The following is a 23,333-nucleotide window of genomic DNA, read 5'->3' as shown; positions in this document are numbered from 1 at the left end:
GCGGCTTCGCCTTACCCGGCCTACTCTCTGCGCTAATCTTCACCAAACTGCAATACAACCGACATCTGCTCCTTCTACTGTCTTCGCAAGACGGCAGGAGGAGTAACCATGTTTAGCCTCGATAGCGTTCTCGACGATCTTTGGCCTCAGGCGAGGCCTGCACCCTGGCAAAAAAGTCTGTTAAAAAGACTGTTTTACGAAGACGAATTTCAGCAATTTGCCGCAGCACACCGCCACCTGAAAGGACTGGATATGGTGGAGCAAGTTCTGGAACACCTTGATATTCTCTGCACCGTTTCCGCCCGCGATCTCGAACAAATCCCCGAACATGGCCCGCTGGTCATTATTGCTAACCACCCGACGGGTACGCTGGACGGCCTGGCGCTGATGTACGCCGTCTCCCGCGTGCGACGCGATGTGAAAGTCGTGACCAACCGGATGCTGACGCACCTTGAGCCCCTGAGTTCACTGTTTATTCCGGTGGACAATATGGGCGGCAGGACGGCGAAATCGTCGCTGGTGCAGATGGAACAGCATCTGCAAAACGCGGGCGTGCTGATCTTCTTCCCGGCCGGAGAAGTTTCCCGCCCCACGCGCAAAGGCATTCGCGACAAAAAGTGGCACTCTGGCTTTATCAAACTCGCCAGCAAGCTGCGCGCTCCGCTGCTGCCGGTACATATTCAGGCGCATAACAGCCTGCTCTTCTATGCCAGCACGCTGGTCTCCCCGACGCTGTCGATGCTGCTGCTGATGCAGCAGATGTTCCGTCGCCGCCATAGCCAGCTGCCGATTAAAATCGGCCAGCAGATCGCCTGGCATCACTGGCATAGCGCTACCCTTTCGTCGCGTGAGATGGCCGAGCAGTGCCGTCAGCACGTGATGCGTCTTGGCAAGGGAGTGCCCGGCGTCTTTAAAACCCAGTGCGCCATTGCCCGCCCGGAAGACCGGGCCACCCTGAAACGCGCGCTGGCGCAGGCCGAATGTCTGGGCAATACCAGCGACGGTAAAACCATCTATCTTTGGCAGCGCAACGGTCAGGAAGACGCCCCGCTGCTGCGCGAGCTGGGCCGCCTGCGCGAGATTGCCTTTCGCGCGGTGGAGGAAGGGAGCGGCAAGCGCCGGGACACCGACTGCTACGATGATGATTATCTGCACCTGATCCTGTGGGATGATGAGGATCTGGAGATCGTCGGCGCGTACCGCTTTATGCCGACCGCCAGCCAGGTTGAACGTCGCGGTCTGGAGGGGTTGTACAGCTATAGCCTGTTCCACTACGACGACAAAATGCAGGACGTGCTGGAACACGGCATTGAACTGGGGCGCAGCTTTATTCAGCCGCGCTACTGGGGACGCCGCGGCCTGGATTATTTATGGTCTGGGATTGGTGCCTACCTGGCGCGTTATCCGAACTATCGTTACCTGTTTGGCCCGGTCTCGATTTCCGGCGGCTTACCGCCTGCCGCGCGGGATCTGCTGGTGGCATTTTACCGCCTGTGGTTCCCGGCGACGCATCCGCTCGCCGCGTCACGTCAGCCGTATCCCGCATCGCTGCCGGACGTGCTCGCGCAGTTTGGCGGCGTGGATTACGTGGACGATCTGACAAAGCTGAAATCCCTGCTCGGCAATCTTGGCTGCGGCATTCCGCCGCTCTACAAGCAGTATTCCGAGCTTTGCGAGCCCGGCGGCGTGCAGTTTATTGATTTTGGCAGCGACCCGGCATTTAACGACTGCGTCGACGGGCTGGTGCTGGTGGATTTGTGTTACCTGAAGGCGAACCGCTATCAGCGGTATATTGAGGCGCATTTAATTCCCTCACCCCAGCCCTCTCCCTAAAAGGGAGAGGGTGAAAACCGCACCGGACAGTCCCCTCGCCCCTTTGGGGAGAGGGTTAGGGTGAGGGGATCAAGGCGCACGGTAAAACGGTTTATCCCCCAAAATCGTCGCCCGCTGCATAATCCGGCGCTGCGGAAGATAGTCCGCATTGGCATAGTGCTGCGTTACGCGGTTATCCCAGATCGCCAGGTCGTTCTCCTGCCAGCGCCAGCGCACCTGAAACTCCGGCTTGGTGATATGCGCGAACAGGAATCCCAGCAGCGCCTCACTCTCTTTCTCGGACACGTCCACAATGCGCGTGGTGAACCCTTCGTTCACAAACAGCGCCTGCTTGCCCGTGACCGGATGGGTCCGAACTACCGGGTGCAGCAGTGGAGGATGCTTCGCCACAGCTTCCTGCCAGCGCTGATGCTCCTCTTCCGTTTTACGGTACTTGTACTCCTGGAACGATTTTTTGAAGTCGTGCTCTGCCCGCAGCCCGCTCAACAGCGTCCGGAACGGCGCGGAGAGCGCCTCATACGCCGCAATCCCGCTGGTCCACAGCGTATCGCCGCCGGTTTCCGGCAGCAGCTTCGCCGCCAGAATCGCCCCGGCGGGCGGCGTCTCGATAAAGGTCACGTCGGTGTGCCAGTTGTCGTTATCCGGCGGGTTATCGTTGTGGGTGTCCAGAACGATAATCTCCTCCACCCCTTCCGCATGCGGATAGACGGGGTGGATATGCAGGTCGCCAAAGCGCAGGGCCAGTGCGCGCTGTTGCTGCGGGGTGATCGCCTGTTCGCGCAGGAAAACGACCTGATGGCGCAGCACCGCGTGGTACAGCTGCTCGAACTGGTTATCGCTCAGCGGGCGGGTCACATCCAGGCCCGACACCTGCGCGCCAATGTACGGCCCCAGCGGGGTAATGGTCAGACGTTCACTCATTGTATTTCTCCATGCCAGGGCGTCAGGCGGCGCTGTAACGCGCGCAGCCCCAGTTCTAATCCAAAGGCGATCGCGGCGATCACCGCGATCCCTGCCAGCACCACGTCAGTCGCCAGGAACTCTCCCGCCGACTGCACCATAAACCCAAGGCCGCGCGTGGCCGCAATCAGCTCTGCCGCCACCAGCGTGGACCAGCCTACGCCGAGGCCGATGCGCAGCCCGGTTAAGATCTCCGGCAGTGCGCCCGGTAAAATCACGAACAGCAGCACCTGCGTGCGGCTGGCTCCCAGCGACTGCGCCGCGCGGATCCGCACCTGCTGGGCGCTCTTCACGCCCGCCAGCGCCGACATGGCAACCGGGGCGAAAATCGCCAGATAAATCAGCAGGATTTTTGACGTTTCACCGATGCCGAACCAGATCACCATCAGCGGCAGATAGGCCAGCGGCGGCACCGGACGGTAAAGCTCAATCAGCGGGTCGAGGATGCCGCGCACCGTCGGGCTTAAGCCCATCGCGATCCCAACCGGAATACCGATAATCACCGCCGCCAGCAGCGCCACCAGAATACGCGCCAGACTTGCACCTAAGTGCTGCCAGAGCGTGGCATCCATAAAGCCCTGCGGCCCGGCGATAGTAATGAGTTTGGCCAGCACCTGTCCCGGCGGCGGCAGAAACAGCGGGCTGACCCACTGCTGGGCAGCAACCGCCCACCACACCGCCAGTAATACCAGCAGCGTACCGACGCTCAACGTGATTTGGCGTGAGAAAGGCCAGCGCAGCGCCAGACGCGCGCGGCGCGTTTTTTCACTGAAGACGATGCTCATGAGAAAGCCTCCCGTTGTTCAAACACGCGGCTTAAGACGTATTCACGCTGTTCGATAAACAGCGGATCGGATTTGATACTGCGCACGGGTTCTCCCGCGACGTAGCGGCGGGCGAAATCCAGCGGCAAACGCTCCAGCACGCGGCCCGGCCCCGGCGAGAGCAGCACCAGCTCCGTCGCCATAAACACCGCCTCTTCGATATCGTGGGTAATCAACAGCACCTGCTTGCCCGTCTCATGCCACAGGCGCAGCAGCAGAGTTTGCATCTGCTCGCGGGTGAAGGCATCCAGCGCCCCGAACGGCTCGTCCAGCAGCAACAGCTGCGGATTCGCGGCCAGCGCGCGGGCAATACCTACGCGCTGTCGCTGGCCGCCGGAAAGCTGCCAGATAAAGCGTTTTTCCGCCCCTTCCAGACCCACTTTTTTCAGCATCGCCCGCGCCGTTTCCAGCCGCTGTTCGCGATTGACGCCCGCAAGCTGTAGCCCAAACGCCACGTTTTCCTGCACGTTACGCCAGGGAAGCAATCCTTCGTTCTGGAAGACCACGCCGCGCTCGGCGCCCGGGCCTTCCACCTTTTTGCCTTCCAGTTGAATGATGCCATGCTGATAAGGGACAAACCCGGCGATCAGATTCAGCAGCGTGGTTTTTCCGCACCCGGACGGGCCCAGCACCACCAGCAGTTCACCGCTGTCCAGCGTCAGGTTGATGTCCTCCAGCGCGGGTTTACCACCGTAATCGGCGTACAGGTTCGTAATATTCAGCATGGCGAACTCCTTATTTCACAAAACGATCGGTCACGTACTGGCTGTAATCCGCTGCCACCGCTGGCACTTTGCCCTGCTCTTTCAGGAAGGTGGCGGTATCCACAATCGCTTTGTTCACCGGTCCTGTCAGCTGCTGCACCTGCTGCGCGGGCGTCAGATAGGTATTGCCTTTCACCAGCCCCGGCACGTCCGCTTCCGGCACGCCGCTCAGGCGGGAGAGTTTTTCCAGGTTGGCGGGCTGCTTCAGCCATTCATCCGGGTTAGAGATGTACGGCTGTTGGGCGTCAATCGCGCTTTTGGCGAAGGCTTTCACCACCTCAGGATGTTTCTCGGCGAAGTCTTTGCGCACGACCCACACGTCGAGGGTTGGCGCGCCCCACTGGCCCACTTTTTCAGAGTCGGTCAGCACGGTGCCGTCTTTTTCCAGTTCGTTCACTGCCGGTGCCCACACGTAGGCCCCGTCAATATCCCCGCGCTGCCAGGCGGCGATAATCGCCGGCGGCTGCAGGTTGATAATTTGTACCTGACCCGGCTTGATACCCCAGTGTTTCAGCGCCGCCAGCAGGCTGTAGTGGGTGGTGGAGATAAACGGCACAGCGATGCGTTTGCCGATCAAATCTTCCGGTTTGGTGATGTTTTTCTTCACCACCAGCGCTTCTGAGTTACCGAGCTGCGAGGCGAGCAGGAAAACCTCGATCGGCACCTGCTGGCTGGCCGCAACCGCCAGCGGGCTGGAGCCAATATTGCCGATCTGCACGTCGCCGGAGGCTAACGCACGCACGACGGATGCCCCGCTGTCGAACTTGCGCCAGTCGACTTTCGCCCCGCTCTCTTTGGCAAAGGTGTTGTCCGCCTGCGCGACTTTCGCCGGTTCCGCAGAGGTTTGATACGCGACGGTGACGTCCACCGCCTGCGCCTGAAATGCCCACAGCGCCAGTGCGCCGAGAAGTGTGATTCGCGATGAAATTGCCATAGTGCCTGCTCCCCTTGTTGTTATGAGGGCAGTATTTCCGGCGCGGGAATTTTGATAAAGGAATAAAAATGAATCGCTCATAACGATTCGTTTTTAGATAAAAAGCGGGTAAGGATAGTGAATTTTGTGCGGTTCATTTTTTCCCTCTCCCCGTGGGAGAGGGTCAGCGAACCGTAGGCCGGGTAAGGCGCAGCCGCCACCCGGCAAAGACCTCAGCGCTGAACCGTCAGCGCAGCAATGTCTTTCGGCGTGGTCCGACAGCATCCGCCGATTAACTTCGCTCCCGCTTCCAGCCACTGCGGCAGATACCCCGCCAGCGTCTCGCACGCTTCCCCGTGGTGGTGCCAGGTTTTGGTTACCGCGTCATAATGCTCGCCCGAGTTCGGGTAAACCACCAGAGGCAGCGACGTCAGGCTTTGCAGATGCTTCAGCGCCGCGGTGGTGTTTTCCAGGGCGATGCAGTTAATGCCCAGCGCGACAATGTGCGGAGAGTTTGCCAGCACGCTGACCACCTCACGCAGCGGCGTACCGTCGCTCAGGTGCTCGCTGTCGCGTAAGGTGAACGAGAACCACGCCCGGGCACGGGGGTACTCGGCAAGAAGCGCCGCCAGCGCCTTAACCTCCACAAACGAGGGCAGCGTTTCGCAGGCCAGCAGGTCAGCGCCCGCATCCAGCAGCGCTTCCACGCGCGGGCGGTGGAAAGTAATAAACTCCTCAGTGCTGCGCACGTAGTCGCCGCGATACTCTGAGCCATCCGCCAGATATGCGCCGTACGGCCCCACGGATCCCGCCACCAGCAGCGTGCCCGCATGCGGGTTTTCGGCCAGATACGCTTCGCGCGCCTTACGCGCCAGCTCCACGCTTTTACCGATCAGCGCGCGGGACTGCGCTTCGTCCAGGCCGCGCGCCGCAAACCCCGCAGGCGTGGCCTGATAACTGGCGGTGATCGCCACCTGCGCACCCGCGCGGTAGTAATCGAGATGCACTTCGCGAATAAGTTCCGGGTTTTCCATCAGTACCTTGGCAGACCAGAGGCTGTCTGCCAGGTTACAGCCGCGCGCTTCCAGCTCCGTCGCCATCGCGCCATCAAGCACCACAAACGGCTGCTTTTCAAGGATGGCGGTAAGCGGGTTATTCTGCGACATGTTCAGGCTCCTGCGATGTCATATTTCGGGTCAGGTAGTACGCACCATAACACAGGGCGACAAACGGAAGCCCGCAATAAAGGGCAATGCGCTGGCTTGGGTCAAACCACAGGCCGACACAGGCCACCACGCAGAGGATAAAACCGAGCACCGGCACCAGCGGATACCACGGCGCACGGTACTGCAGCGCAGAGAGCGGCTGGCCGGACTGCAAATGGCGGCGACGGAAAACGAAGTGCGACGCGCAGATGCTTATCCAGACCGCCACTACCGCAAAGCCAGAAATTGCCGAGAGCGCGACAAATACCGTGTCCGGCGCCACGACGCTTGTGAACAGCGCCAGCACGCCGCCGAGCATAGAGACCGAGAGCGCCGTCAGCGGCACGCCGTTTTTGTTCACGCGGGCAAAACAGCGCGGCAGCGTTTTCTCATTCGACAGCGACCACAGCATGCGCCCGGAGGCATACAGACCCGAGTTCGCCGCCGAGAGGATCGCCGTCAGGATCACGAAGTTAACGATATCAGCCGCGTAAGGAATACCGACCTTTTCAAACACCAGCACGAACGGGCTCTTTTCCACACCCGCCTGCTGCATCGGGATCAGCGCCGCCAGCACAAACACGGTACCGATAAAGAAGATAATGAGGCGCGCAATGGTGGTGCGGATAGCCACCGGAATCACCTTGTGCGGATTTTCCGTTTCCCCCGCCGCGATGCCGATAAGCTCGGTGCCGGAGAAGGCAAAGTTCACCGCCACCATGGTCATCAGGATCGGCAGCCCGCCGTGCGGGAACCAGCCTTCGGCGGTGATGTTGCTTAAGCCCGGCGCGGGTGAACCGTCCTGCATCGGGATAAAGCCGAAGACCGCCGCCCCGCCAAGGATAATAAAGGCGATGATGGTGATGACTTTCACCAGGGAGAACCAGAATTCGCCTTCAGCAAAGAAGCGCGTCGAGATGACGTTGAGGCCAAAAATTACCACGCAGAAGACCACGCACCAGGCCCAGACGGGCACCTGCGGGAACCAGTACTGCATACAGAACCCGGCGGCAGTAAAGCTCGACCCAAGCGCCACCGTCCAGGTGAGCCAGTAGAGCCACGCCACGGTGTAGCCCGTCGCCGGGCCAAGGTAGCGAGCGGCATAGACGTGGAACGCGCCGGTTTCCGGCATCGCCACGGAAAGCTCGCCCAGACACTGCATCACCAGCCAGACCACCAGGGCACCTATCAGGTACGCCAGCAGCGTGCCCGCCGCCCCGGTCGTGGAAATGATGTATCCGGTATTGAAGAATAACCCTGTCCCAATCACGCCACCCAGCGAGAGCATAATCAGGTGGCGTGTTTTCATGGTGCGCTTAAGCTGCCCATTTTCTTGTTGTGTTTGCATATTACCTTCTATACGTATGGACATCTAAACATCCAAAGAAGGTGTGTTATACCGCGATTGTTAACAAAAAGCTAGATGACCAGACGCAGACGGGCGCGCCGCGCGCTGAGTCTGGGGTGGGTTGTGAGGATCACGTAGAGAATCGGACGCCAGGCCATAAGCACCTCCGCAAGCAGATACTTACAGCATGGTGCGGGAAGAGACGATCTTCGGTCAGTCGAAAGTGGTATCCGTGAAGAGCGGATTCATACCGCAACACTGCCCGCAGGACGGGTAAGGCGCAGCCGCTACCCGGCGCAAGGTTGGTAATTCTCACAATCAGTTCTATAGTCGACACAGTTTCTTAGTAACCAGGACTGACTGATGCGCTTTAACGGACTGACCAAAGGTTTCTTTATCTTTATTCTTGCCCTTGTGACCTGGGCCTTCTTCGACGTACTGTCGCCCTACTTCTCCGCGATACTGTGGGCCGCAATTCTGACCGTCATCTTCAACCCGGTAAAAAACAGGCTGCGCGCCGCGCTGGGGGATCGCAACGGGCTTGCCTCGCTGTTGACCATTGGCATTATCTGCCTGATCGTCTTTATCCCGTTGATGGTGATCCTCTCCTCGCTCGCCATTGAACTGAACGTGGTGTACACGAAGCTCCAGGAGAACAACACCCAGTTTCCGGAAGTGGTGGCGAGCATCTTCAACCATCTGCCTGACTGGGCCAGCGGCTTCCTGGCGGATCACAACCTGACCAACGCGGCGCAGATCCAGAAAAAACTCTCCGACGTCGCCCTGCAGGGCGGGCAATATCTTGCCGGCAGCGCGTTTCTGATTGGCAAGGGAACGTTTGGCTTTGCGATTAGCTTCGGCATCATGCTTTATCTGCTGTTCTTCCTGCTGAAAGACGGCCCGTATCTGGTGCGCCAAATCCTCGACTCCCTGCCGCTGTCTGATTTCGCCAAGCAGCACCTGTTCGCCAAATTCGTCGGCGTGTCGCGTGCCACGGTAAAAGGTACGGCGGCGGTAGCGGTGGTTCAGGGCATCCTCGGCGGGATTGCGTTTGCGATTGCGGGTATTGACGGCAGCGTACTCTGGGGCGCGCTGATGGCCTTCCTCTCGCTGGTGCCCGCCATCGGCTCGGCGATTGTCTGGGTGCCCGCCGCCATCTTCCTGTTCGCCACCCATCAGCTGTGGCAGGGGCTGTTTATTGTCGGCTTCTTCGTGATTATCGTCGGGCTGGTGGACAACATTCTGCGTCCGCTGCTGGTAGGCAAAGACACCAAAATGCCGGACTACCTGATTCTGATCTCCACCCTCGGCGGCATGGAGCTGTATGGCATTAACGGCTTTGTGATTGGGCCGCTCATTGCCGCGCTGTTTATCGCCTGCTGGAACCTCTTCTCAGGGCGCGATCACGAAGGTAACGCCGAAGAGCTGGATCCCGACTTCATCGAAGAAGGAAAAAATCCTCCAGAATTGTGAGGATGTGACGATATAGACCACATCAGGCGGCGCTGTGCCGCCTTTTTTTTCGCCTTAAATCAAACGTTTTCTATAATTTGAAAGAACGCCATCCTACTCATGTCGTAAAAGGATCATCAGGTGCGAATCGCGACGATAACAAACTGGGCCTATGGTGCCACGGTCTGCCTGACCATCGCCTCCGGCATCATCATGCTGATGGCGTCCAGTGCTGATACTGCTGAACGTCAGGCCGTTGAACAACGCCAGCGTTTTGATGCGCTTACTGAAGATATCGAAACCGATGCCTGGGCACAGTCCGATTTAGCGCGCCTCTACGTCATCAAAAAAGATCCGCAAACGTTAAAGGAATATAGCCAGTCAGAGAACAACCTGAAGAGCGTTGAACTCCGGCTTGAAAAACTGCGGGACAACGGCGCATCGGATGACGAGCTGTCCCTGCTGCGCGAAGGCATAAAAATCATTGATGAACTGCAGGACGAACAGCAGACGGCACTAACGAGCGCGGCGCAGGGAGAAGATGCGCAGGCCGTTGCCCTGCTCTACGGTGCGCCCTATGAGCAGGAGCTGGAGCGCGCGCAGAACCAGATCGATCATTTTCGCCAGATACTCGACAAGCGCGTCATCGCCTCCGTTCAGGAAGCGACAAAAAAATCGAAAGCGCTGCGTACGGCCTCTGAGCTGATGGTCGGCCTGACCGCCCTGCTGTTCCTGTTTGTTCTCGGTTTTATATTAAAGCGCCGCGTGCTGCGCCCCGTGGTGCGCCTGAGCGACGTGGTACACCGCCTGGCGTCCCAGGATTACGCGGTTGAAACGCCCAATTTCAACCAGATTGATGAGATTGGCGATATGGCCCAGGCCATCCGCATCTTCCGCGAAAACGGCCTGGCGCGACAGCGTCTGGAAAGAGAGCGCGATGCCGACTGGGCCATCCGCGAGCTGCTGGCGCGCATGACCCAGCGGCTGCAGGGATGTGAGAACTTTAACGATGTGATTAACGTGGCGGAGTTGTTTGCCCCCAATATCGCGCCGGGTATCGCGGGCCGACTTTACGTCCTTGACCGGGAGCCGTGGCAGATGCGCTGCGTCGCGCAGTGGCTTTCACCCATCGGGGAAGAGACGACGTTCCATCCTGACGAGTGCTGGGCCGTGCGCCGCGGGCAGAGCCACCCGCCGGTAAACGGTGAGCCGGATATTGCCTGCTACCATCTTCCGGCCTCCCAGGCGGAAAGTTCCCTGTGCGTGCCGCTTATCGCCCAGGGCGAGGCCATTGGCCTGCTCTCTTTCCAGAACATCACGGCGGACAACGCCCCTTCCCGCGCGTATCTGGAACTGATGGCCGAAGCGCTCGGGCTGGCGCTGGCCAACCAACGCCTGCGCGACGCGCTGCTGGAGAAAGCCTTGTTCGACCCGCTCACCGGCCTGCGTAATCGTCATCATCTGGAAGATACCCTGCAAACCCAAACGGCACAGGCGATGCGCACCGGCGAGCCGTTAAGCTGCATGATGATCGACATCGATCACTTCAAGAGCATCAATGACCGCTTCGGCCATGAAGCGGGCGATCAGGTGATTAAAAGTGTGGCGTCAATTGTTCAGCGGGCCGCGCATGACAACGGACTAGCATTCCGCTACGGGGGCGAGGAGTTTCTGGTCCTGCTTCCCGGTGCCGATGAACCAGAGGCGCACGCCTGCGCGCAGAAGATTTACAATGGCGTGCGTGAGCTGTCGCTTCGCTACGGGCTGACCGAGATTGGACCGGTGGATGTGTCGATTGGCATTGCCAGCTACCCGCAACATGCCCAGACTGACAACCTGCTGCGCGCCGCGGATGTGGCCTTGTACCGGGCGAAAGAGCTGGGCCGCGCGCGGATTGTGAGTTTTGGGATGCTGGAGGCGGGTTAGCTATTATTTTCACGCCACTGCCTGACCATCTCATCGGTCACCTCATTTATATAACAAATGGGAGCATAGCCTCCCGCTTTACTCCATGCGCTGCGCCTTCCGCAGGCACTTCCGTTACGCGTACGATTAAAAGGGCATGCACAAACGCTGGGATAAGACGCGATCGATTCCGCGATGACGTTTTCTTTTACTTTTTCATTGGACAGTGCAGAATTTTTAGCCAGAGCATCACTTGCTGAAAACAGGCAGCATGCTGCAAAAAAGACCTTCGCAAAAGGTGTAACGCTCATTGAGGTAATCCGAAAAAAGGAATTTGCGTACAGAATAAAAGCTGTCGGTCTGCAATGTTCTGATCCTGAACAAACCCTTCTGGAAGGCGGCTCGCTTTTCCAGATCAGTTTTTCTCTTCCTAAACAACATACCTTGCTCGTTTTTCCCAAAAATGGATGTAAAACGAACATTTTTTAAGCGGAATAATGTTTATTCATGTGCCCAATGCATACTTCAAAAAACTGAATCCGCACTTGGCAATCAAACCTCTTGCCACCATGAAGTCTAACTATTTGATTCTATTGAAGTTTAAAAAAGAAAATTATAAAAACCATTGCTACTCAACAAAATATATCAACTAGTGTGATATCTAAATTATAATTCTTATACTTCTGTTAAAAAGTGGAGGCCAAAATGCGATTAACCCTACTGCTGTTATGCTGTCTGGTACAAAGTGTAACCTGGGCTGGCGATCTGCCAAAACCAGTTGGTAAACCCATTTTAACGATTTACGGTAATATAGAAAATACGAATGAAAATGGAAAAGCAGTGTTTGATCTCGCCAGCCTTGAAAAACTGGGCATGGTGAGTTTCGATACGACATCCCCCTGGTATAATGGACGCACTAAGTTTGAGGGTGTTCCCATGAACAAACTCATGGATTACGTAGGTGCGAAGGGTACTAACGTTAATGTTATTGCGCTCAATGATTATTCTACCGTGATCCCTCTCAGTGATTTCAAAAAATACAACGCCATACTTGCCTTAAAGGTCAATGGCGAATATATGCGCATCCGCGATAAAGGTCCATCATTCATTGTATACCCCTATGACAGTCTTCCTGAGTTGAATAATCAGATTTATTACTCGCGATCAGCATGGCAGGTTAGCAAAATGAAGATTGAGTAGCCGTTCAGGAGAACATAATGAACAGGATACTGGTTGGTATCATTTTTTCTCTTTTTATCACGACAGGATATATTGCATTTCTTGTTTACGATCGACAGCAGGAATTGCAAAAACTGACTCAATACACTGAGTCCTGGTCCGTGGCACAACTGGTATCAGAGTATTACCGTTTTGAATCATGGCTTGGTCTGTACGCAACCGATACCGATGACGTTACGATAGACCAGGTCCGCATGCGTCTCGAAATTATGCTCAGCCAGGGCGATTTAATGAAGGGTGGCGATTTAGGTCGCTATATTAACAGCGATAAAACGCATCAGGAGCTCGCTTTACGCTTAGAGCAAATATTGACCTATCTGGACAGCCATCTTGAAAACATGAGCCACCCAGAGTTACAGGCATACCTGACAAATATGCATGCTCTCGATGCACCGCTGAGCCAGCTCTCTGCGACAGCATTAACAAAAGATATTAACACGGTTAACGAATCCAACCATAAAATACAGATCCTTTACTATATTTATTCCGCACTTTCATTACTTCTGGTGATATTAAGCTTTATTCTTGGTTTCTTAATGATCTACCAGAATAAAAACATTCTCAAAGCGCACATGCAGGTTAAAAGCCTTGCTGACGAGCTTCAGATATCAAAAGAAAAGCTGCAAATTCAGAACTCGAAGCTGGAGTATGATGTTTATCATGACTCCCTCACCGGCATGAAAAACCGTCTTTTCTTCTGGGACGATCTCAACAAAATTAATCTTCAGGCCGATAAAAACCACATCCCCGTCACGGTGATGTTATTTGATTTAGACCGGTTCAAAGAGGTCAACGATACCTATGGCCATGATGCCGGTGATTTACTGTTGAATCAGGTATCCAGACGACTCACCTCAATGAGCAGCGCCACAGATACGTTTTACCGTTTGGGCGGAGACGAGTTCGCCCTTCTGTCCAGTGGACTCACCGAAACAGCAGCCGTTTCGCGCGCCAAAGAAATCAGCGAACATATCAGCCAGCCCTATACGATTAATAACCAGCTGATAAAAATCGCCACCTGTGTGGGTATCGTTTTATCTGATAATGAGCGGCGCTCAGACTATCTTTATAAATTTGCCGATCTGGCGCTCTACGAAGCCAAAAAAGAGGGTTCACAGCAGATAAAAGTCTTCCGTCAGTGGATGCTGCAAAAGCTGCAGGAGAGCAGAACCCTGGAACATGATATGGCACTGGCGATCGATAACCATGAATTCGTTGTTTATTACCAGCCTATTGTCGATTCATTCAGCAATGAAATTTACGGCTATGAAGCGCTTATTCGCTGGATACACCCGGTGAAGGGGATACTGTCACCTGATTACTTCATTTCTGTCGCTGAAAAAACGGGGATGATCAATCAGATCGGCAAAAATGTGCTTGAGCTTGCCTGCCGGGAAGCGGTTTCCTGGGCCGTTCCGGCGAGGATCTCTGTGAACGTCTCACCCGTTCAGCTGGGCACGAAATCATTTACGACGATGGTACAGTCCATCCTGAAGGAGACAGGACTCCCTCCCAGCCGACTTGAATTAGAGGTTACGGAGTCTTCGCTTTTCAGTGACAGCAATACGCCGCTCACTATCCTCAAAAAGCTCAGAACGCTGGGTGTAAAAATCTCTATCGATGATTTCGGAACGGGTTATTCGTCGCTCTCACGGCTGAGTGAACTGAATTTTGATAAAATTAAAATCGATAAATCCTTCGTGAACCCGATATCCACGCAGGATGATGCCCTTAATATCGTTAAATTGATAACCGGCATGGCAAAGAGCCTCAATATGCGGGTCATTGCGGAAGGTGTTGAAACCGAAGCGCAGCTTGAACGTCTTCAGGCGCTTGGCTGCGATCTCGTGCAGGGATACCTGTTCGGAAAACCACAGGCTGAGATTGACAGGAAGATTAGATACGGTTGAAATGGTTGCGCGGCTTTTGCTGGCCCAAATCCCTTTAGGCGATTGATAATCAAAGGTTATAAAATGAAAAAAACAGCCCCGGACTACACGCCTGTTGATTTATCTCGTTGGGCCAGGAAGGAGCATTTTGAGGTATTCCAGTCATTTGCCGAGTGTACAATTAACCAAACGGTTCTGATCGACATTACCGCGCTGCGAAAACATATCAAAGAGGTCGGCTGGAAGTTTTATCCGACGATTATATTCCTCCTCTCTAAAATCATGAACCGGCATCCGGAATTCCGTATGGCCATGAAGGACAATGAGCTTGTTATATGGAATGAAATCCATCCAAGCTATACCATTTTCCATCCTGAAACCGAGACGTTTTCGTCATTGTGGAGCCACTACGACGGCAATATTCAGCACTTCCAGAATACGTATGCAGAAGATGTTGCGCGCTACGGAAATAACCTTTCTTACTGGCCGAAGGAAGAGTCACGGGAAAATGTCTTTTTCGTCTCGTCTATTCCCTGGGTAACGTTTACGAACTTTACGATGAACATTGCGCACATGAAGAACTTCTTTTCTCCTATGTTCACGTTTGGAAAATACTACGAGCAGGATGGAAAAGTGCTGTTGCCTATGGCGGTGCAGGTCCATCACTCGGTGTGCGATGGTTTCCATGTGGCAAGGATGTTTAATGAGTTGCAGGAGATGTGTGATGGTTTGCCGGAGCTGTCAGAGGAACCTGGCGCATGATGCGTAAGAAGTGTTGATGATTTCCATCTGGCGGGTGTGGGTGTGAGAAGCCTACCGGCCTTTCATTATTTTATGCGCTTTCCATGTGAGGCCAAGTGGAATCAGATGCCAGACCGCAATAACGCCAATAATTGCAACAGGTAAGTAATATAACAGCAGCCAGGGCGTATAAAATACGGGAAGGAAAATCAGCGGCGCAAGGATAAGCATCAGACAGATAATCCCTCCATAAAACGCTTGCTCAGCTCATCTATTAATGTTGAAAGCGTTTCGCCAGTATTTACATTACTGCTCAATACCTTTTTCAGACGAGATAATTGCTTATTCGAAAAACCATTATCCAGTAGTTCTTTTTCCGTTAGTTCACTGGTCATTTGCTCGCCTATCTATATGGTAGTTATGTTCATGTAAGAATACCCTTAAGATGAGCTTTTTTAAACACTAGCCCAACTGAGGAGCTACCAGAGATAGAAGGCAGAATTGAGGATCAATAAGCACTGTGAATCGCCACGGGTTTAACAGACACCTCAGAGTCATTTTGGACTGACCCCATCCCGGTAGACGATCCTGCCCGTACTCCAGGACGTTTGATACGTCGAACAATGAAAAATAGAGAATTACCGGGTGGAGTCTCAGGGTTTGATTACGTATTCGTTCCGCTAAAATCAGACGTTGGGAAATCATTTCCTGTTGTCTTCGACCTTATTGCACGTAAAATGACCAGACACATTTTGGGAAGGAGTCTTTAATGGATATCGCGCTGCTCAACAGGGGCTGGAACAGAACATGGTCAGATACCATGGTGAATCTGGAAGCCCGGAAACTCGTCGAAACAGCAAATCGGCTATCAGCATTCTATTTGCAAGATGGGATAACACGTATCAAGTTTGTTGGAGAGATAAAACAGGTTGTAGATAGAGAATTTGAAACAGCACGACGAGCTAAAACCGATGAAGAATGTATTGTATGCATCAAAAATCTTCGTGCTGAAACAGACAACCTGCTTGAACAAGAGCGTCTGTTAAAAACCAAGTCCGCACAGCTTTACGCGAAGGTCGAGTTTGTTAAGGAAAATAATAAAATCGTCGGCTACATGATTTCAGCTATTCACATTGTGGTTTCTGGAATGGCAATTGCTGGCGGTGCGTTGATGGTCGCTACGATGACACCTTTAGGTATGCTGGCAGGGGCTATCCTTGTTACAGATGGCATTAACGGTCTGTCAAAAGAAATCATTCCTGGAATATATGGGAAACAAAATAAAACAGAGGGATTTGTGGCTGATGGCACTATGGAAGCGGCCCAGTTTATGGGTTTCAAGCCTGAAACAGGACTTGCGATTTATAATGCTATTAAGTTAACTGCAAGTGTATATAGCATCTTTGGATTAGCCAGAAGACCCGAGGCATGGAGGCTATTTAAATGGATGCCCCGTGATTTCTATCGCAAGGTCGACACGATGAGCCGTCCCAAATTAACGATGAAAATAGTAGGTTATGGACTTAAGGCCAAAGTAATATTTGACCTTCTTTCTACTGACACATCGAACCATTAGTTTCTGAATTTTCTCCAGAACCGCCAGGATTTATAAGAAAGGACTGGCGGTTGAATAAATGCAACGATGACTATTGCGATCAGAATTGATATCCCACCACCCACCACGGTTTCTTTCGCAGTAAATAACACTAAAAAGATAAAAACCATCAGACATGCCGATGTTATCCATAAAACAACCCTGAATCGATTAGCCAGATCCTGAATCGCTTCCCCCAAGGTTCCGCCGTAGTTTTCAACGTTGTTTTTTATCTTCTGCAAATCTGATGGTGTAAATCCTGAACGTAACAACGCCTCATCAGTCACTTTCATATCGTATCGTCCCTTATCACTCAGAAGTTGTTTCTCAATCACTGATTGTGCCAGCAATCATACTGATGAACTTTATAGCAATCCAGCCGAAACTTTTCGGCAGACTCTATCCCCTTTCTTGTCGTCTGGGTGGTGCCAAGGCATTTCGACCATTTAAGGTTAACTATCACATGATGTTTGTACAATTTATTAGATTTCTAACAATACAAACCATTTAGCGCCGTGTTGGGCACATAAGAAAAGGCGGCGCGTAGCGCTTCCGCAGTATGTGATCCCTTCGCAAGGGGGATAAAGCCTTAGCACGTTCTCTTATCAGGTGATCGTTATACTCCGGTGATCGAAACCGTGGCAGAGCTGGATTCTTTCCCGATCCGGTTAGTCTTCCCAACATTACGCCTGTTTATTCTCTGCGACCTTTCACAAGGTGTAGCATCATTGAACACCGTGCTGTTCGGGCTTAAGCCGATACAACGCAAAGGCGTTTACCAAGTGTTATCAAGGATGAAAATTGAAGATACAATCCGTTAGATATTTTGCGCTAAGTGATTGATTTTTTAGATGGTGCCGATAATAGGAGTCGAACCTACGACCTTCGCATTACGAATGCGCTGCTCTACCAACTGAGCTATATCGGCCCTGAGAGGCCGGTTACGAGCGTAACCACGGGGCAAAAGGTTAGATCTATCCGGGTGATGCGTCAATGCCCTTTTGAATCAAACGGCTATTTTTGCATCACCCGTGATTATTTACGCACGAATCGTATCGTCACCGAAGCCGATCCACTTGTACGTGGTCAGCGCTTCAAGCCCCATCGGACCGCGCGCGTGCAGTTTCTGCGTGCTAACCGCCACCTCAGCGCCGAGGCCGAACTGGCCGCCGTCGGTGAAGCGGGTGGAGGCATTCACATAGACCGCAGAGGAATCCACTTCGTTCACGAAGCGATCGGCATTGCGCAGGGTGCGCGTCAGGATCGCGTCAGAATGCTGCGTGCCGTGTTCACGGATGTGCGCAATGGCGTCGTCGAGATCGGTAACGATTTTCACGTTCAGATCCAGTGACAGGAACTCATCGTCGTACTGCTCCGCTTTTACGGGAACAACGTTAGCCGGACCATCCTTCAGCAGTGCGAGCGCACTGGCGTCAGCATGCAGCGTCACGCCGCTCTCTGCCATCTGTTTGCTCAGGGCAGGCAGGAAGGTGTTCGCAATATTCTGATGCACCAGCAGCGTTTCTACGGTGTTACAGGTGCTTGGACGCTGGGTTTTCGCGTTAACGATAATCTTCAGCGCCGGTTCAATCTCAGCGCTGTCGTCGACCACGATATGGCACACGCCGATACCGCCGGTGATCACCGGAATCGTCGACTGCTCGCGGCACAGCTTGTGCAGGCCCGCGCCGCCGCGTGGGATCAGCATGTCGATGTATTTGTCCATGCGCAGCATTTCGTTGACCAGCGCGCGGTCTGGGCTCTCAATCGCCTGTACGGCACCCGCCGGTAAGCCACACTCTTCCAGCGCCTGCTGAATGACTTTCACCGTCGCGGCGTTGGTGCGCCATGTCTCTTTCCCGCCGCGCAGAATAGCGGCGTTACCGGTTTTCAGGCACAGGGAGGCGACATCCACCGTCACGTTTGGACGGGCTTCATAAATGACGCCAATAACGCCGAGCGGCACGCGGCGGCGTTCAAGGCGTAAACCGCTGTCGAGCAGCCCGCCGTCGATGACCTGCCCTACCGGGTCAGCCAGATTGCAGACCTGACGCACATCGTCGGCGATGCCTTTCAGGCGTGTCGGATTCAGCGCCAGACGGTCAAGCATCGCTTCGCTCAAACCATTTCGACGCGCTTCCAGTAAATCCTGCTCATTGGCGAGCAAAATCTCCTGGGACTGTGATTCCAGATAATCAGCGATTTTTTCCAGCACGCGGTTTTTCTCGCGGCTGGAAAGGAGCGCCAGTTTGTAAGAGGCGGCCTTCGCGGCAGCGCCCATTTGTTCCAGCATGTTCTGGCTCCTTAACGAATAATCATGTCATCGCGATGCACGGCAACCGGACCATATTCATAGCCCAGAATGGCGTCGATCTGCTGCGAGTGGTGACCCGCGATGCGGCGCAGGGCATCGCTGTTATAACGGCTTACGCCGCGGGCGATGTCGCGGCCTTCGAGGTTACGGATACGGATCACTTCACCACGGGAGAAGTTGCCTGTCACGCTTTTAATTCCTTTAGGAAGTAATGAACTTCCTCGTTCCAGAATCGCGGCGGTTGCCCCTTCATCGACGACGAGTTCGCCAGCAGGAGGCGCGCCAAATATCCAGCGCTTGCGGTTTTCCAGCGGAGATTCTTGGGCGTGGAAGCGGGTACCGACGGAGATGCCTTCCATCACGTCACCAATCACGCCTGGGCGGCTGCCCGCCGCAATGATGGTGTCGATACCGGCGCGGCATGCGACGTCAGCGGCCTGCAGCTTGGTCCCCATACCGCCCGTTCCGAGACCTGAAACGCTGTCACCGGCGATGGCGCGCAGCGCATCGTCGATACCGTGAACGTCGGTAATCAGCTCGGCTTCCGGATTGGAGCGCGGATCGGCGGTGAACAGCCCCTGCTGATCGGTCAGAAGGAGTAATTTATCGGCACCGGCCAGAATCGCGGCCAGCGCCGAGAGGTTATCGTTATCACCCACTTTGATTTCAGCGGTGGCAACGGCATCGTTCTCGTTAATGACCGGAACAATATTGTTGTCCAGCAGCGCGCGCAGGGTATCGCGGGCGTTCAGGAAGCGCTCTCTGTCTTCCATATCCGCACGCGTCAGCAGCATCTGCCCAACGTGGATACCATAGATAGAGAACAGCTGTTCCCAGAGTTGAATGAGTCGGCTTTGCCCCACGGCGGCCAGCAGCTGTTTGGAAGCGATCGTCGCGGGGAGTTCGGGGTAACCCAGGTGTTCACGCCCGGCGGCAATCGCCCCGGAGGTCACAATCACAATACGATGCCCTGCGGCATGTAGCTGAGCGCACTGACGTACAAGCTCAACAATGTGGGCGCGATTTAGGCGGCGCGATCCGCCTGTTAAAACACTGGTACCGAGTTTTACCACCAGCGTCTGGCTGTCACTCATGATTCTCTGCCGTTCAACGATAAGGGAAAGTAATGTCGAACGAACGTTTTAACAGGAGTCAGCCCCGTTGCCAACTGCCTTAGCACATCGCGAAACACTTTGTTGCGCGGGATCAGGAAGCCTAGCGGGAAAGTTTGACACTTTTATTACCGAAATAATAAATCACAGTTTTTTAAAATTATTCTTAGTTTGTCATAAAAGTTTCACTCCAGAACGATAAAACCCTTCCTGTTTTTTCACGGGACTTAAGCATGAGCTTATCGTCCAGCGAATTTTTTAGCGCGTTTATAAGACAGGATCGAAAATGAAAAAGAGCACTCTGGCATTAATGGTTATGGGCGTAGTGGCTTCTGCATCCGTTCACGCAGCTGAAGTTTATAATAAAGATGGTAATAAACTGGACGTGTACGGCAAAGTGAAAGCCATGCACTACATCAGTGATGATGCTACCAAAGATGGCGATCAGACTTACGTTCGTTTCGGTTTTAAAGGCGAAACTCAGATTAACGATCAGCTGACGGGCTATGGCCGTTGGGAATCTGAATTTGCAGGTAACAAAGCTGAGAGCGACTCCTCTCAGAAGACGCGTCTGGCGTTCGCTGGTCTGAAGCTGAAAAACTTTGGTTCACTGGATTACGGTCGTAACCTGGGTGCCCTGTATGACGTCGAAGCATGGACCGATATGTTCCCTGAGTTCGGCGGCGACTCTTCCGCGCAAACCGATAACTTCATGACCAAGCGTGCTACTGGCCTTGCGACCTACCGCAATACCGACTTCTTCGGCGCGGTTGACGGTCTGGACATGACGCTGCAGTACCAGGGGAAAAACGAAAACCGTGACGCCAAAAAACAGAACGGTGACGGTTTTGGTACCTCTCTGACCTATGACTTCGGCGGCAGCGATTTCGCCGTCAGCGGCGCCTACACCAACTCTGACCGCACCAACGCTCAGAACCTGCTGGCGCGTGGCCAGGGTCAGAAAGCAGAAGCCTGGGCAACCGGTCTGAAATATGATGCGAACGATATTTATCTGGCTGCAATGTATTCTGAAACCCGCAATATGACGCCAATTTCCGGCGGGTTTGCTAATAAAGCGCAGAACTTTGAAGTTGTCGCACAATATCAGTTCGACTTTGGTCTGCGCCCGTCCCTGGGTTATGTCCAGTCTAAAGGCAAAGATATCGAAGGTATTGGTGACGAAGATCTGGTGAAATATATTGACGTTGGCGCGACCTATTACTTCAACAAAAATATGTCCACCTTTGTTGATTATAAAATCAACCAGATTGACGACAAAAATAAACTGGGCGTAAGCAGCGATGACATCGTTGCCGTGGGTATGACCTACCAGTTCTGATGATGCGGATTAAAAAAAACCGGCTTGATGCCGGTTTTTTTTGTCGGGGATTAATGCGGTCTGGTGCCCTCACCCCGGCCCTCTCCCGCAGGGAGAGGGAGAAAACCATCAGTTTTGTAGGCCGGGTAAGGCGAAGCCGCCACCCGGCGCTGTGACACCATCAGGCAGTCAGCTTCACCGCTTCGCTGGAAAAGTCATCCGCGGGTTCGAACTTGAGATCCAGAGTAGCCAGCAGCGCGCGTGCCTTATCGTGGAACTCTTTTAGCGTATATTCCAGGCGGTCAATCACTTCCTGATCTTTAATAGAGGTGGCCTGCCAGTTGCCGTCTTTATTAAACAGGCCAAACTGGTAGCTATACGTAAAACGTTTTTCCTCTGCTTCCATTTCCATCCACCAGCCCCAGAATTCACGTTTTTCGGGTGCAGGCTTCACGTTGACGCATACAGCCAGGCAGTCGAAAAAAAAGCGATTCTCTTCACACTGCTCTTCTCGAATATACGGGCCGAGAGCCATAAACTTCTTAATCAGTCTACTTTTCGGGTGTCCACTCGGTAACGTCATTGCGATCTCCTTTTGTGAAGCCACTGTTTTACCAAACCAGCGAAATTTAGCAATCTATTAACACAATCTCTGAGCGATCCAGCGCGTAATCTCTTTCAGCGCTTTGTCGAAATTCTGATAGACCGGGCTGAACGGCACTTCAAGCAATTTGCCATCCGCAGATGACGACGTGATTAAGCGCGACTCTTCTTCCGGACTGAACGGATCGTTTTTCCAGAATCCTGACAGCATCGGCGTTGGGCAGCGACGTCCCAGCAACCCTTGCGTTTTTAACGAGTAGCGATTGAGTTCAATACGCAGCGCTTCGTCTGATGCATCATGCATGCCAAGACGGCTGGCCAGCACATCAAGGTACATTTCAGGTACGCTCCCCTGACGTGCAGGATCGCTGAGCAGGGCGTGAACGACCGGACCAAGGCAGGCGACGGCTTTCAGACGAGACGATTCAAGGTAGGCCAGACGCACCGCGACGTTCGCGCCAAAACGGAAGCCGAATGCCGCCACGCGGGTGTGGTCAACCCACGGAATGTTCTCCAGCGCTTTTAGCGCATGCTGGTGCAGCAGGCTGGAATCCTGCGTCAGTTTCCATTTGGATGAGAAACCGATTGAGGGCATATCAAGCGTCAGCATCGCGATCCCTTTTGGTGCGAAGTAGCGCTCAAAGAGGCTGTAATAATCGATTTGCAGGGAATCCAGCCCTCCGCACATCAGTACGGTCGGGAACGGGCCGTCGCCTTCCGGCATATGCAGGAACCCGGTGACGGGTGCGCCACCTGGAATGCTGAACTCAAGCTCGCGCATTTGGCCCGGCAAACGCTGCGCCGCCTCTTCATAAGCACGGTTCGCCAGCGCCTGGGCCTGCTCCGCCAGCTCATCGCCTTTTAAATGCGGGTAGGCGGCAATCCCGTAGAGGTTAGCGGCATGCAGCCAGTGCTTGCCGCTGAGCGTGGCGTCCTCTTCCAGGCTAGCTTTTTGCTGCCAGAGCATCGCCTGTTTCGACCACTCGTAGATCCAGTTACCGCCGCGGTAGCCCACCACCGTATCGTAGAGTTCGCTGTCGGTACGTTCGGCTTCACTCATTACGATACGCGCCTGCACATCGAGGATTTCACGCGGATCGATACCGCGCCAGATCCACATCAGGCGGTTAATCATGCGATACCAGTGAGGCACGTTTTTGCCGTCTAACGCGGACTGGACGGCAGGCTGGGTACCCGGATTAAAGCGACGCACCAGCGTCGACGTTTCAGGGTGTTTGAAACGGGGTTTGAAGAGAGTCTCGGTGAGATTCGCCTGCGTCATTGCGTTGCCTCCATGAATACGTCATATGAAGACTATT

22 protein-coding genes and 1 tRNA gene are annotated in these 23,333 nt (G+C 54.0%); 9 read left to right on the top strand and 14 right to left on the bottom strand.

Translation table 11 applies throughout. The annotated features are described in order from the left end of the window. Positions 1-108 precede the first annotated feature (108 nt). Positions 109-1,833 carry a lysophospholipid acyltransferase family protein gene (locus GVO84_RS04630; protein ID WP_159515585.1) on the top strand — a complete coding sequence of 575 codons (1,725 nt, stop codon included), beginning with the start codon at positions 109-111 and terminating at the stop codon, positions 1,831-1,833. A 69-nt stretch (positions 1,834-1,902) separates the two neighbouring features. On the opposite strand, the gene tauD is transcribed toward GVO84_RS04630, so the two are convergent. The 6 genes from tauD to mmuP form a co-directional block, all read right to left on the bottom strand. Then, complete coding sequence (gene tauD / locus GVO84_RS04625; RefSeq protein ID WP_032661615.1) at positions 1,903-2,754, bottom strand: taurine dioxygenase; 852 nt, start codon at positions 2,752-2,754, stop codon at positions 1,903-1,905. Continuing rightward, on the bottom strand, positions 2,751-3,578 hold the full coding sequence (tauC, locus tag GVO84_RS04620; RefSeq protein ID WP_032661617.1) for a taurine ABC transporter permease TauC: 828 nt from the start codon (positions 3,576-3,578) through the stop codon (positions 2,751-2,753). The genes tauD and tauC overlap by 4 nt, the downstream gene beginning before the upstream one ends. Beyond that, positions 3,575-4,342: a taurine ABC transporter ATP-binding subunit gene (gene tauB, locus GVO84_RS04615; RefSeq protein ID WP_159515584.1), complete on the bottom strand. Its 768-nt coding sequence runs from the start codon at positions 4,340-4,342 to the stop codon at positions 3,575-3,577. The genes tauC and tauB overlap by 4 nt, the downstream gene beginning before the upstream one ends. A gap of 10 nt (positions 4,343-4,352) precedes the next feature. Continuing rightward, positions 4,353-5,315 carry a taurine ABC transporter substrate-binding protein gene (tauA, locus tag GVO84_RS04610; protein ID WP_023293188.1) on the bottom strand — a complete coding sequence of 321 codons (963 nt, stop codon included), beginning with the start codon at positions 5,313-5,315 and terminating at the stop codon, positions 4,353-4,355. A gap of 212 nt (positions 5,316-5,527) precedes the next feature. Further along, entirely contained in the window at positions 5,528-6,460 is a 933-nt protein-coding gene (gene mmuM / locus GVO84_RS04605) for a homocysteine S-methyltransferase (RefSeq protein ID WP_159515583.1), read from the bottom strand. Further along, positions 6,447-7,847 (bottom strand): S-methylmethionine permease, encoded by a 1,401-nt coding sequence (gene mmuP, locus GVO84_RS04600; protein ID WP_159515582.1) that lies wholly within the window; start codon positions 7,845-7,847, stop codon positions 6,447-6,449. Before mmuP ends, mmuM begins: the two co-directional genes overlap by 14 nt. A gap of 363 nt (positions 7,848-8,210) precedes the next feature. Between mmuP and GVO84_RS04595 the strand changes: the two genes are divergently transcribed. Beyond that, the gene (locus GVO84_RS04595) at positions 8,211-9,320 is read left to right on the top strand and encodes an AI-2E family transporter (protein ID WP_159515581.1); all 1,110 of its coding nucleotides are present in this window, start codon (positions 8,211-8,213) and stop codon (positions 9,318-9,320) included. A 120-nt stretch (positions 9,321-9,440) separates the two neighbouring features. Beyond that, positions 9,441-11,225 (top strand): diguanylate cyclase, encoded by a 1,785-nt coding sequence (locus tag GVO84_RS04590; protein ID WP_159515580.1) that lies wholly within the window; start codon positions 9,441-9,443, stop codon positions 11,223-11,225. On the opposite strand, the gene GVO84_RS04585 is transcribed toward GVO84_RS04590, so the two are convergent. Next, positions 11,222-11,515 carry a hypothetical protein gene (locus tag GVO84_RS04585; RefSeq protein ID WP_228057952.1) on the bottom strand — a complete coding sequence of 98 codons (294 nt, stop codon included), beginning with the start codon at positions 11,513-11,515 and terminating at the stop codon, positions 11,222-11,224. The two genes, GVO84_RS04590 and GVO84_RS04585, sit on opposite strands and share 4 nt — an antisense overlap. Here GVO84_RS04585 and GVO84_RS04580 point away from each other — a divergent pair. From GVO84_RS04580 to catA, 4 genes are all read left to right on the top strand, one after another. Next, positions 11,400-11,693 carry a hypothetical protein gene (locus GVO84_RS04580; protein ID WP_159515579.1) on the top strand — a complete coding sequence of 98 codons (294 nt, stop codon included), beginning with the start codon at positions 11,400-11,402 and terminating at the stop codon, positions 11,691-11,693. The two genes, GVO84_RS04585 and GVO84_RS04580, sit on opposite strands and share 116 nt — an antisense overlap. A 216-nt stretch (positions 11,694-11,909) precedes the next feature. Next, positions 11,910-12,404, top strand: coding sequence for a molybdopterin-dependent oxidoreductase (locus tag GVO84_RS04575; RefSeq protein ID WP_159515578.1), 495 nt, complete (start codon positions 11,910-11,912; stop codon positions 12,402-12,404). A gap of 17 nt (positions 12,405-12,421) precedes the next feature. Then, on the top strand, positions 12,422-14,353 hold the full coding sequence (locus GVO84_RS04570) for a putative bifunctional diguanylate cyclase/phosphodiesterase (protein WP_159515577.1): 1,932 nt from the start codon (positions 12,422-12,424) through the stop codon (positions 14,351-14,353). 63 nt (positions 14,354-14,416) lie between these two features. Next, complete coding sequence (gene catA / locus GVO84_RS04565; protein WP_159515576.1) at positions 14,417-15,094, top strand: type A chloramphenicol O-acetyltransferase; 678 nt, start codon at positions 14,417-14,419, stop codon at positions 15,092-15,094. Between the two features lie 209 nt (positions 15,095-15,303). On the opposite strand, the gene GVO84_RS04560 is transcribed toward catA, so the two are convergent. After that, complete coding sequence (locus tag GVO84_RS04560; RefSeq protein ID WP_236545924.1) at positions 15,304-15,468, bottom strand: hypothetical protein; 165 nt, start codon at positions 15,466-15,468, stop codon at positions 15,304-15,306. Between the two features lie 374 nt (positions 15,469-15,842). Between GVO84_RS04560 and GVO84_RS04555 the strand changes: the two genes are divergently transcribed. Further along, positions 15,843-16,649 (top strand): DUF4225 domain-containing protein, encoded by an 807-nt coding sequence (locus GVO84_RS04555; protein WP_159515575.1) that lies wholly within the window; start codon positions 15,843-15,845, stop codon positions 16,647-16,649. Here the strand turns inward: GVO84_RS04555 and GVO84_RS04550 are convergent. The 4 genes from GVO84_RS04550 to proB all read right to left on the bottom strand — a co-directional run bounded on the left by GVO84_RS04550 (position 16,646) and on the right by proB (position 20,075). Further along, on the bottom strand, positions 16,646-16,960 hold the full coding sequence (locus GVO84_RS04550) for a hypothetical protein (RefSeq protein ID WP_121425667.1): 315 nt from the start codon (positions 16,958-16,960) through the stop codon (positions 16,646-16,648). The genes GVO84_RS04555 and GVO84_RS04550 overlap by 4 nt on opposite strands. A 559-nt stretch (positions 16,961-17,519) precedes the next feature. Beyond that, a tRNA-Thr gene (locus tag GVO84_RS04545) sits at positions 17,520-17,595 on the bottom strand. Positions 17,596-17,706: 111 nt separating this feature from the next. Further along, entirely contained in the window at positions 17,707-18,960 is a 1,254-nt protein-coding gene (proA, locus tag GVO84_RS04540; RefSeq protein ID WP_159515574.1) for a glutamate-5-semialdehyde dehydrogenase, read from the bottom strand. Positions 18,961-18,971: 11 nt separating this feature from the next. Further along, complete coding sequence (gene proB, locus GVO84_RS04535; protein WP_159515573.1) at positions 18,972-20,075, bottom strand: glutamate 5-kinase; 1,104 nt, start codon at positions 20,073-20,075, stop codon at positions 18,972-18,974. 304 nt (positions 20,076-20,379) lie between these two features. Here proB and phoE point away from each other — a divergent pair, with 304 nt between their 5' ends. After that, the gene (gene phoE, locus GVO84_RS04530; RefSeq protein WP_032646978.1) at positions 20,380-21,432 is read left to right on the top strand and encodes a phosphoporin PhoE; all 1,053 of its coding nucleotides are present in this window, start codon (positions 20,380-20,382) and stop codon (positions 21,430-21,432) included. Between the two features lie 160 nt (positions 21,433-21,592). On the opposite strand, the gene crl is transcribed toward phoE, so the two are convergent. Together crl and frsA are read right to left on the bottom strand one after the other, a co-directional pair. Next, the gene (gene crl, locus GVO84_RS04525; RefSeq protein WP_023334619.1) at positions 21,593-21,994 is read right to left on the bottom strand and encodes a sigma factor-binding protein Crl; all 402 of its coding nucleotides are present in this window, start codon (positions 21,992-21,994) and stop codon (positions 21,593-21,595) included. Positions 21,995-22,051: 57 nt separating this feature from the next. After that, entirely contained in the window at positions 22,052-23,296 is a 1,245-nt protein-coding gene (gene frsA, locus GVO84_RS04520; RefSeq protein ID WP_159515572.1) for an esterase FrsA, read from the bottom strand. Between the last annotated feature and the right edge of the window lie 37 nt (positions 23,297-23,333).

It is taken from the genome of Enterobacter sp. SM3, assembly GCF_009811935.2.
In the GTDB taxonomy this organism is placed as follows: domain Bacteria; phylum Pseudomonadota; class Gammaproteobacteria; order Enterobacterales; family Enterobacteriaceae; genus Enterobacter; species Enterobacter asburiae_D.
This window is presented reverse-complemented; position numbering and strand designations above follow the sequence as displayed.

What these genes read in the sequence shown, in the direction of transcription:
- GVO84_RS04585 (WP_228057952.1), bottom strand. Translation starts at nt 11,515, where the DNA reads ATGAGCGTTACACCTTTTGCGAAGGTCTTTTTTGCAGCATGCTGCCTG.
- tauA (WP_023293188.1), bottom strand. Translation starts at nt 5,315, where the DNA reads ATGGCAATTTCATCGCGAATCACACTTCTCGGCGCACTGGCGCTGTGG.
- mmuM (WP_159515583.1), bottom strand. Translation starts at nt 6,460, where the DNA reads ATGTCGCAGAATAACCCGCTTACCGCCATCCTTGAAAAGCAGCCGTTT.
- catA (WP_159515576.1), top strand. Translation starts at nt 14,417, where the DNA reads ATGAAAAAAACAGCCCCGGACTACACGCCTGTTGATTTATCTCGTTGG.
- crl (WP_023334619.1), bottom strand. Translation starts at nt 21,994, where the DNA reads ATGACGTTACCGAGTGGACACCCGAAAAGTAGACTGATTAAGAAGTTT.
- phoE (WP_032646978.1), top strand. Translation starts at nt 20,380, where the DNA reads ATGAAAAAGAGCACTCTGGCATTAATGGTTATGGGCGTAGTGGCTTCT.
- tauC (WP_032661617.1), bottom strand. Translation starts at nt 3,578, where the DNA reads ATGAGCATCGTCTTCAGTGAAAAAACGCGCCGCGCGCGTCTGGCGCTG.
- GVO84_RS04550 (WP_121425667.1), bottom strand. Translation starts at nt 16,960, where the DNA reads ATGAAAGTGACTGATGAGGCGTTGTTACGTTCAGGATTTACACCATCA.
- GVO84_RS04555 (WP_159515575.1), top strand. Translation starts at nt 15,843, where the DNA reads ATGGATATCGCGCTGCTCAACAGGGGCTGGAACAGAACATGGTCAGAT.
- mmuP (WP_159515582.1), bottom strand. Translation starts at nt 7,847, where the DNA reads ATGCAAACACAACAAGAAAATGGGCAGCTTAAGCGCACCATGAAAACA.
- GVO84_RS04630 (WP_159515585.1), top strand. Translation starts at nt 109, where the DNA reads ATGTTTAGCCTCGATAGCGTTCTCGACGATCTTTGGCCTCAGGCGAGG.
- GVO84_RS04575 (WP_159515578.1), top strand. Translation starts at nt 11,910, where the DNA reads ATGCGATTAACCCTACTGCTGTTATGCTGTCTGGTACAAAGTGTAACC.
- tauD (WP_032661615.1), bottom strand. Translation starts at nt 2,754, where the DNA reads ATGAGTGAACGTCTGACCATTACCCCGCTGGGGCCGTACATTGGCGCG.
- GVO84_RS04570 (WP_159515577.1), top strand. Translation starts at nt 12,422, where the DNA reads ATGAACAGGATACTGGTTGGTATCATTTTTTCTCTTTTTATCACGACA.
- GVO84_RS04580 (WP_159515579.1), top strand. Translation starts at nt 11,400, where the DNA reads ATGACGTTTTCTTTTACTTTTTCATTGGACAGTGCAGAATTTTTAGCC.
- tauB (WP_159515584.1), bottom strand. Translation starts at nt 4,342, where the DNA reads ATGCTGAATATTACGAACCTGTACGCCGATTACGGTGGTAAACCCGCG.
- proB (WP_159515573.1), bottom strand. Translation starts at nt 20,075, where the DNA reads ATGAGTGACAGCCAGACGCTGGTGGTAAAACTCGGTACCAGTGTTTTA.
- GVO84_RS04560 (WP_236545924.1), bottom strand. Translation starts at nt 15,468, where the DNA reads ATGACCAGTGAACTAACGGAAAAAGAACTACTGGATAATGGTTTTTCG.
- GVO84_RS04595 (WP_159515581.1), top strand. Translation starts at nt 8,211, where the DNA reads ATGCGCTTTAACGGACTGACCAAAGGTTTCTTTATCTTTATTCTTGCC.
- frsA (WP_159515572.1), bottom strand. Translation starts at nt 23,296, where the DNA reads ATGACGCAGGCGAATCTCACCGAGACTCTCTTCAAACCCCGTTTCAAA.
- proA (WP_159515574.1), bottom strand. Translation starts at nt 18,960, where the DNA reads ATGCTGGAACAAATGGGCGCTGCCGCGAAGGCCGCCTCTTACAAACTG.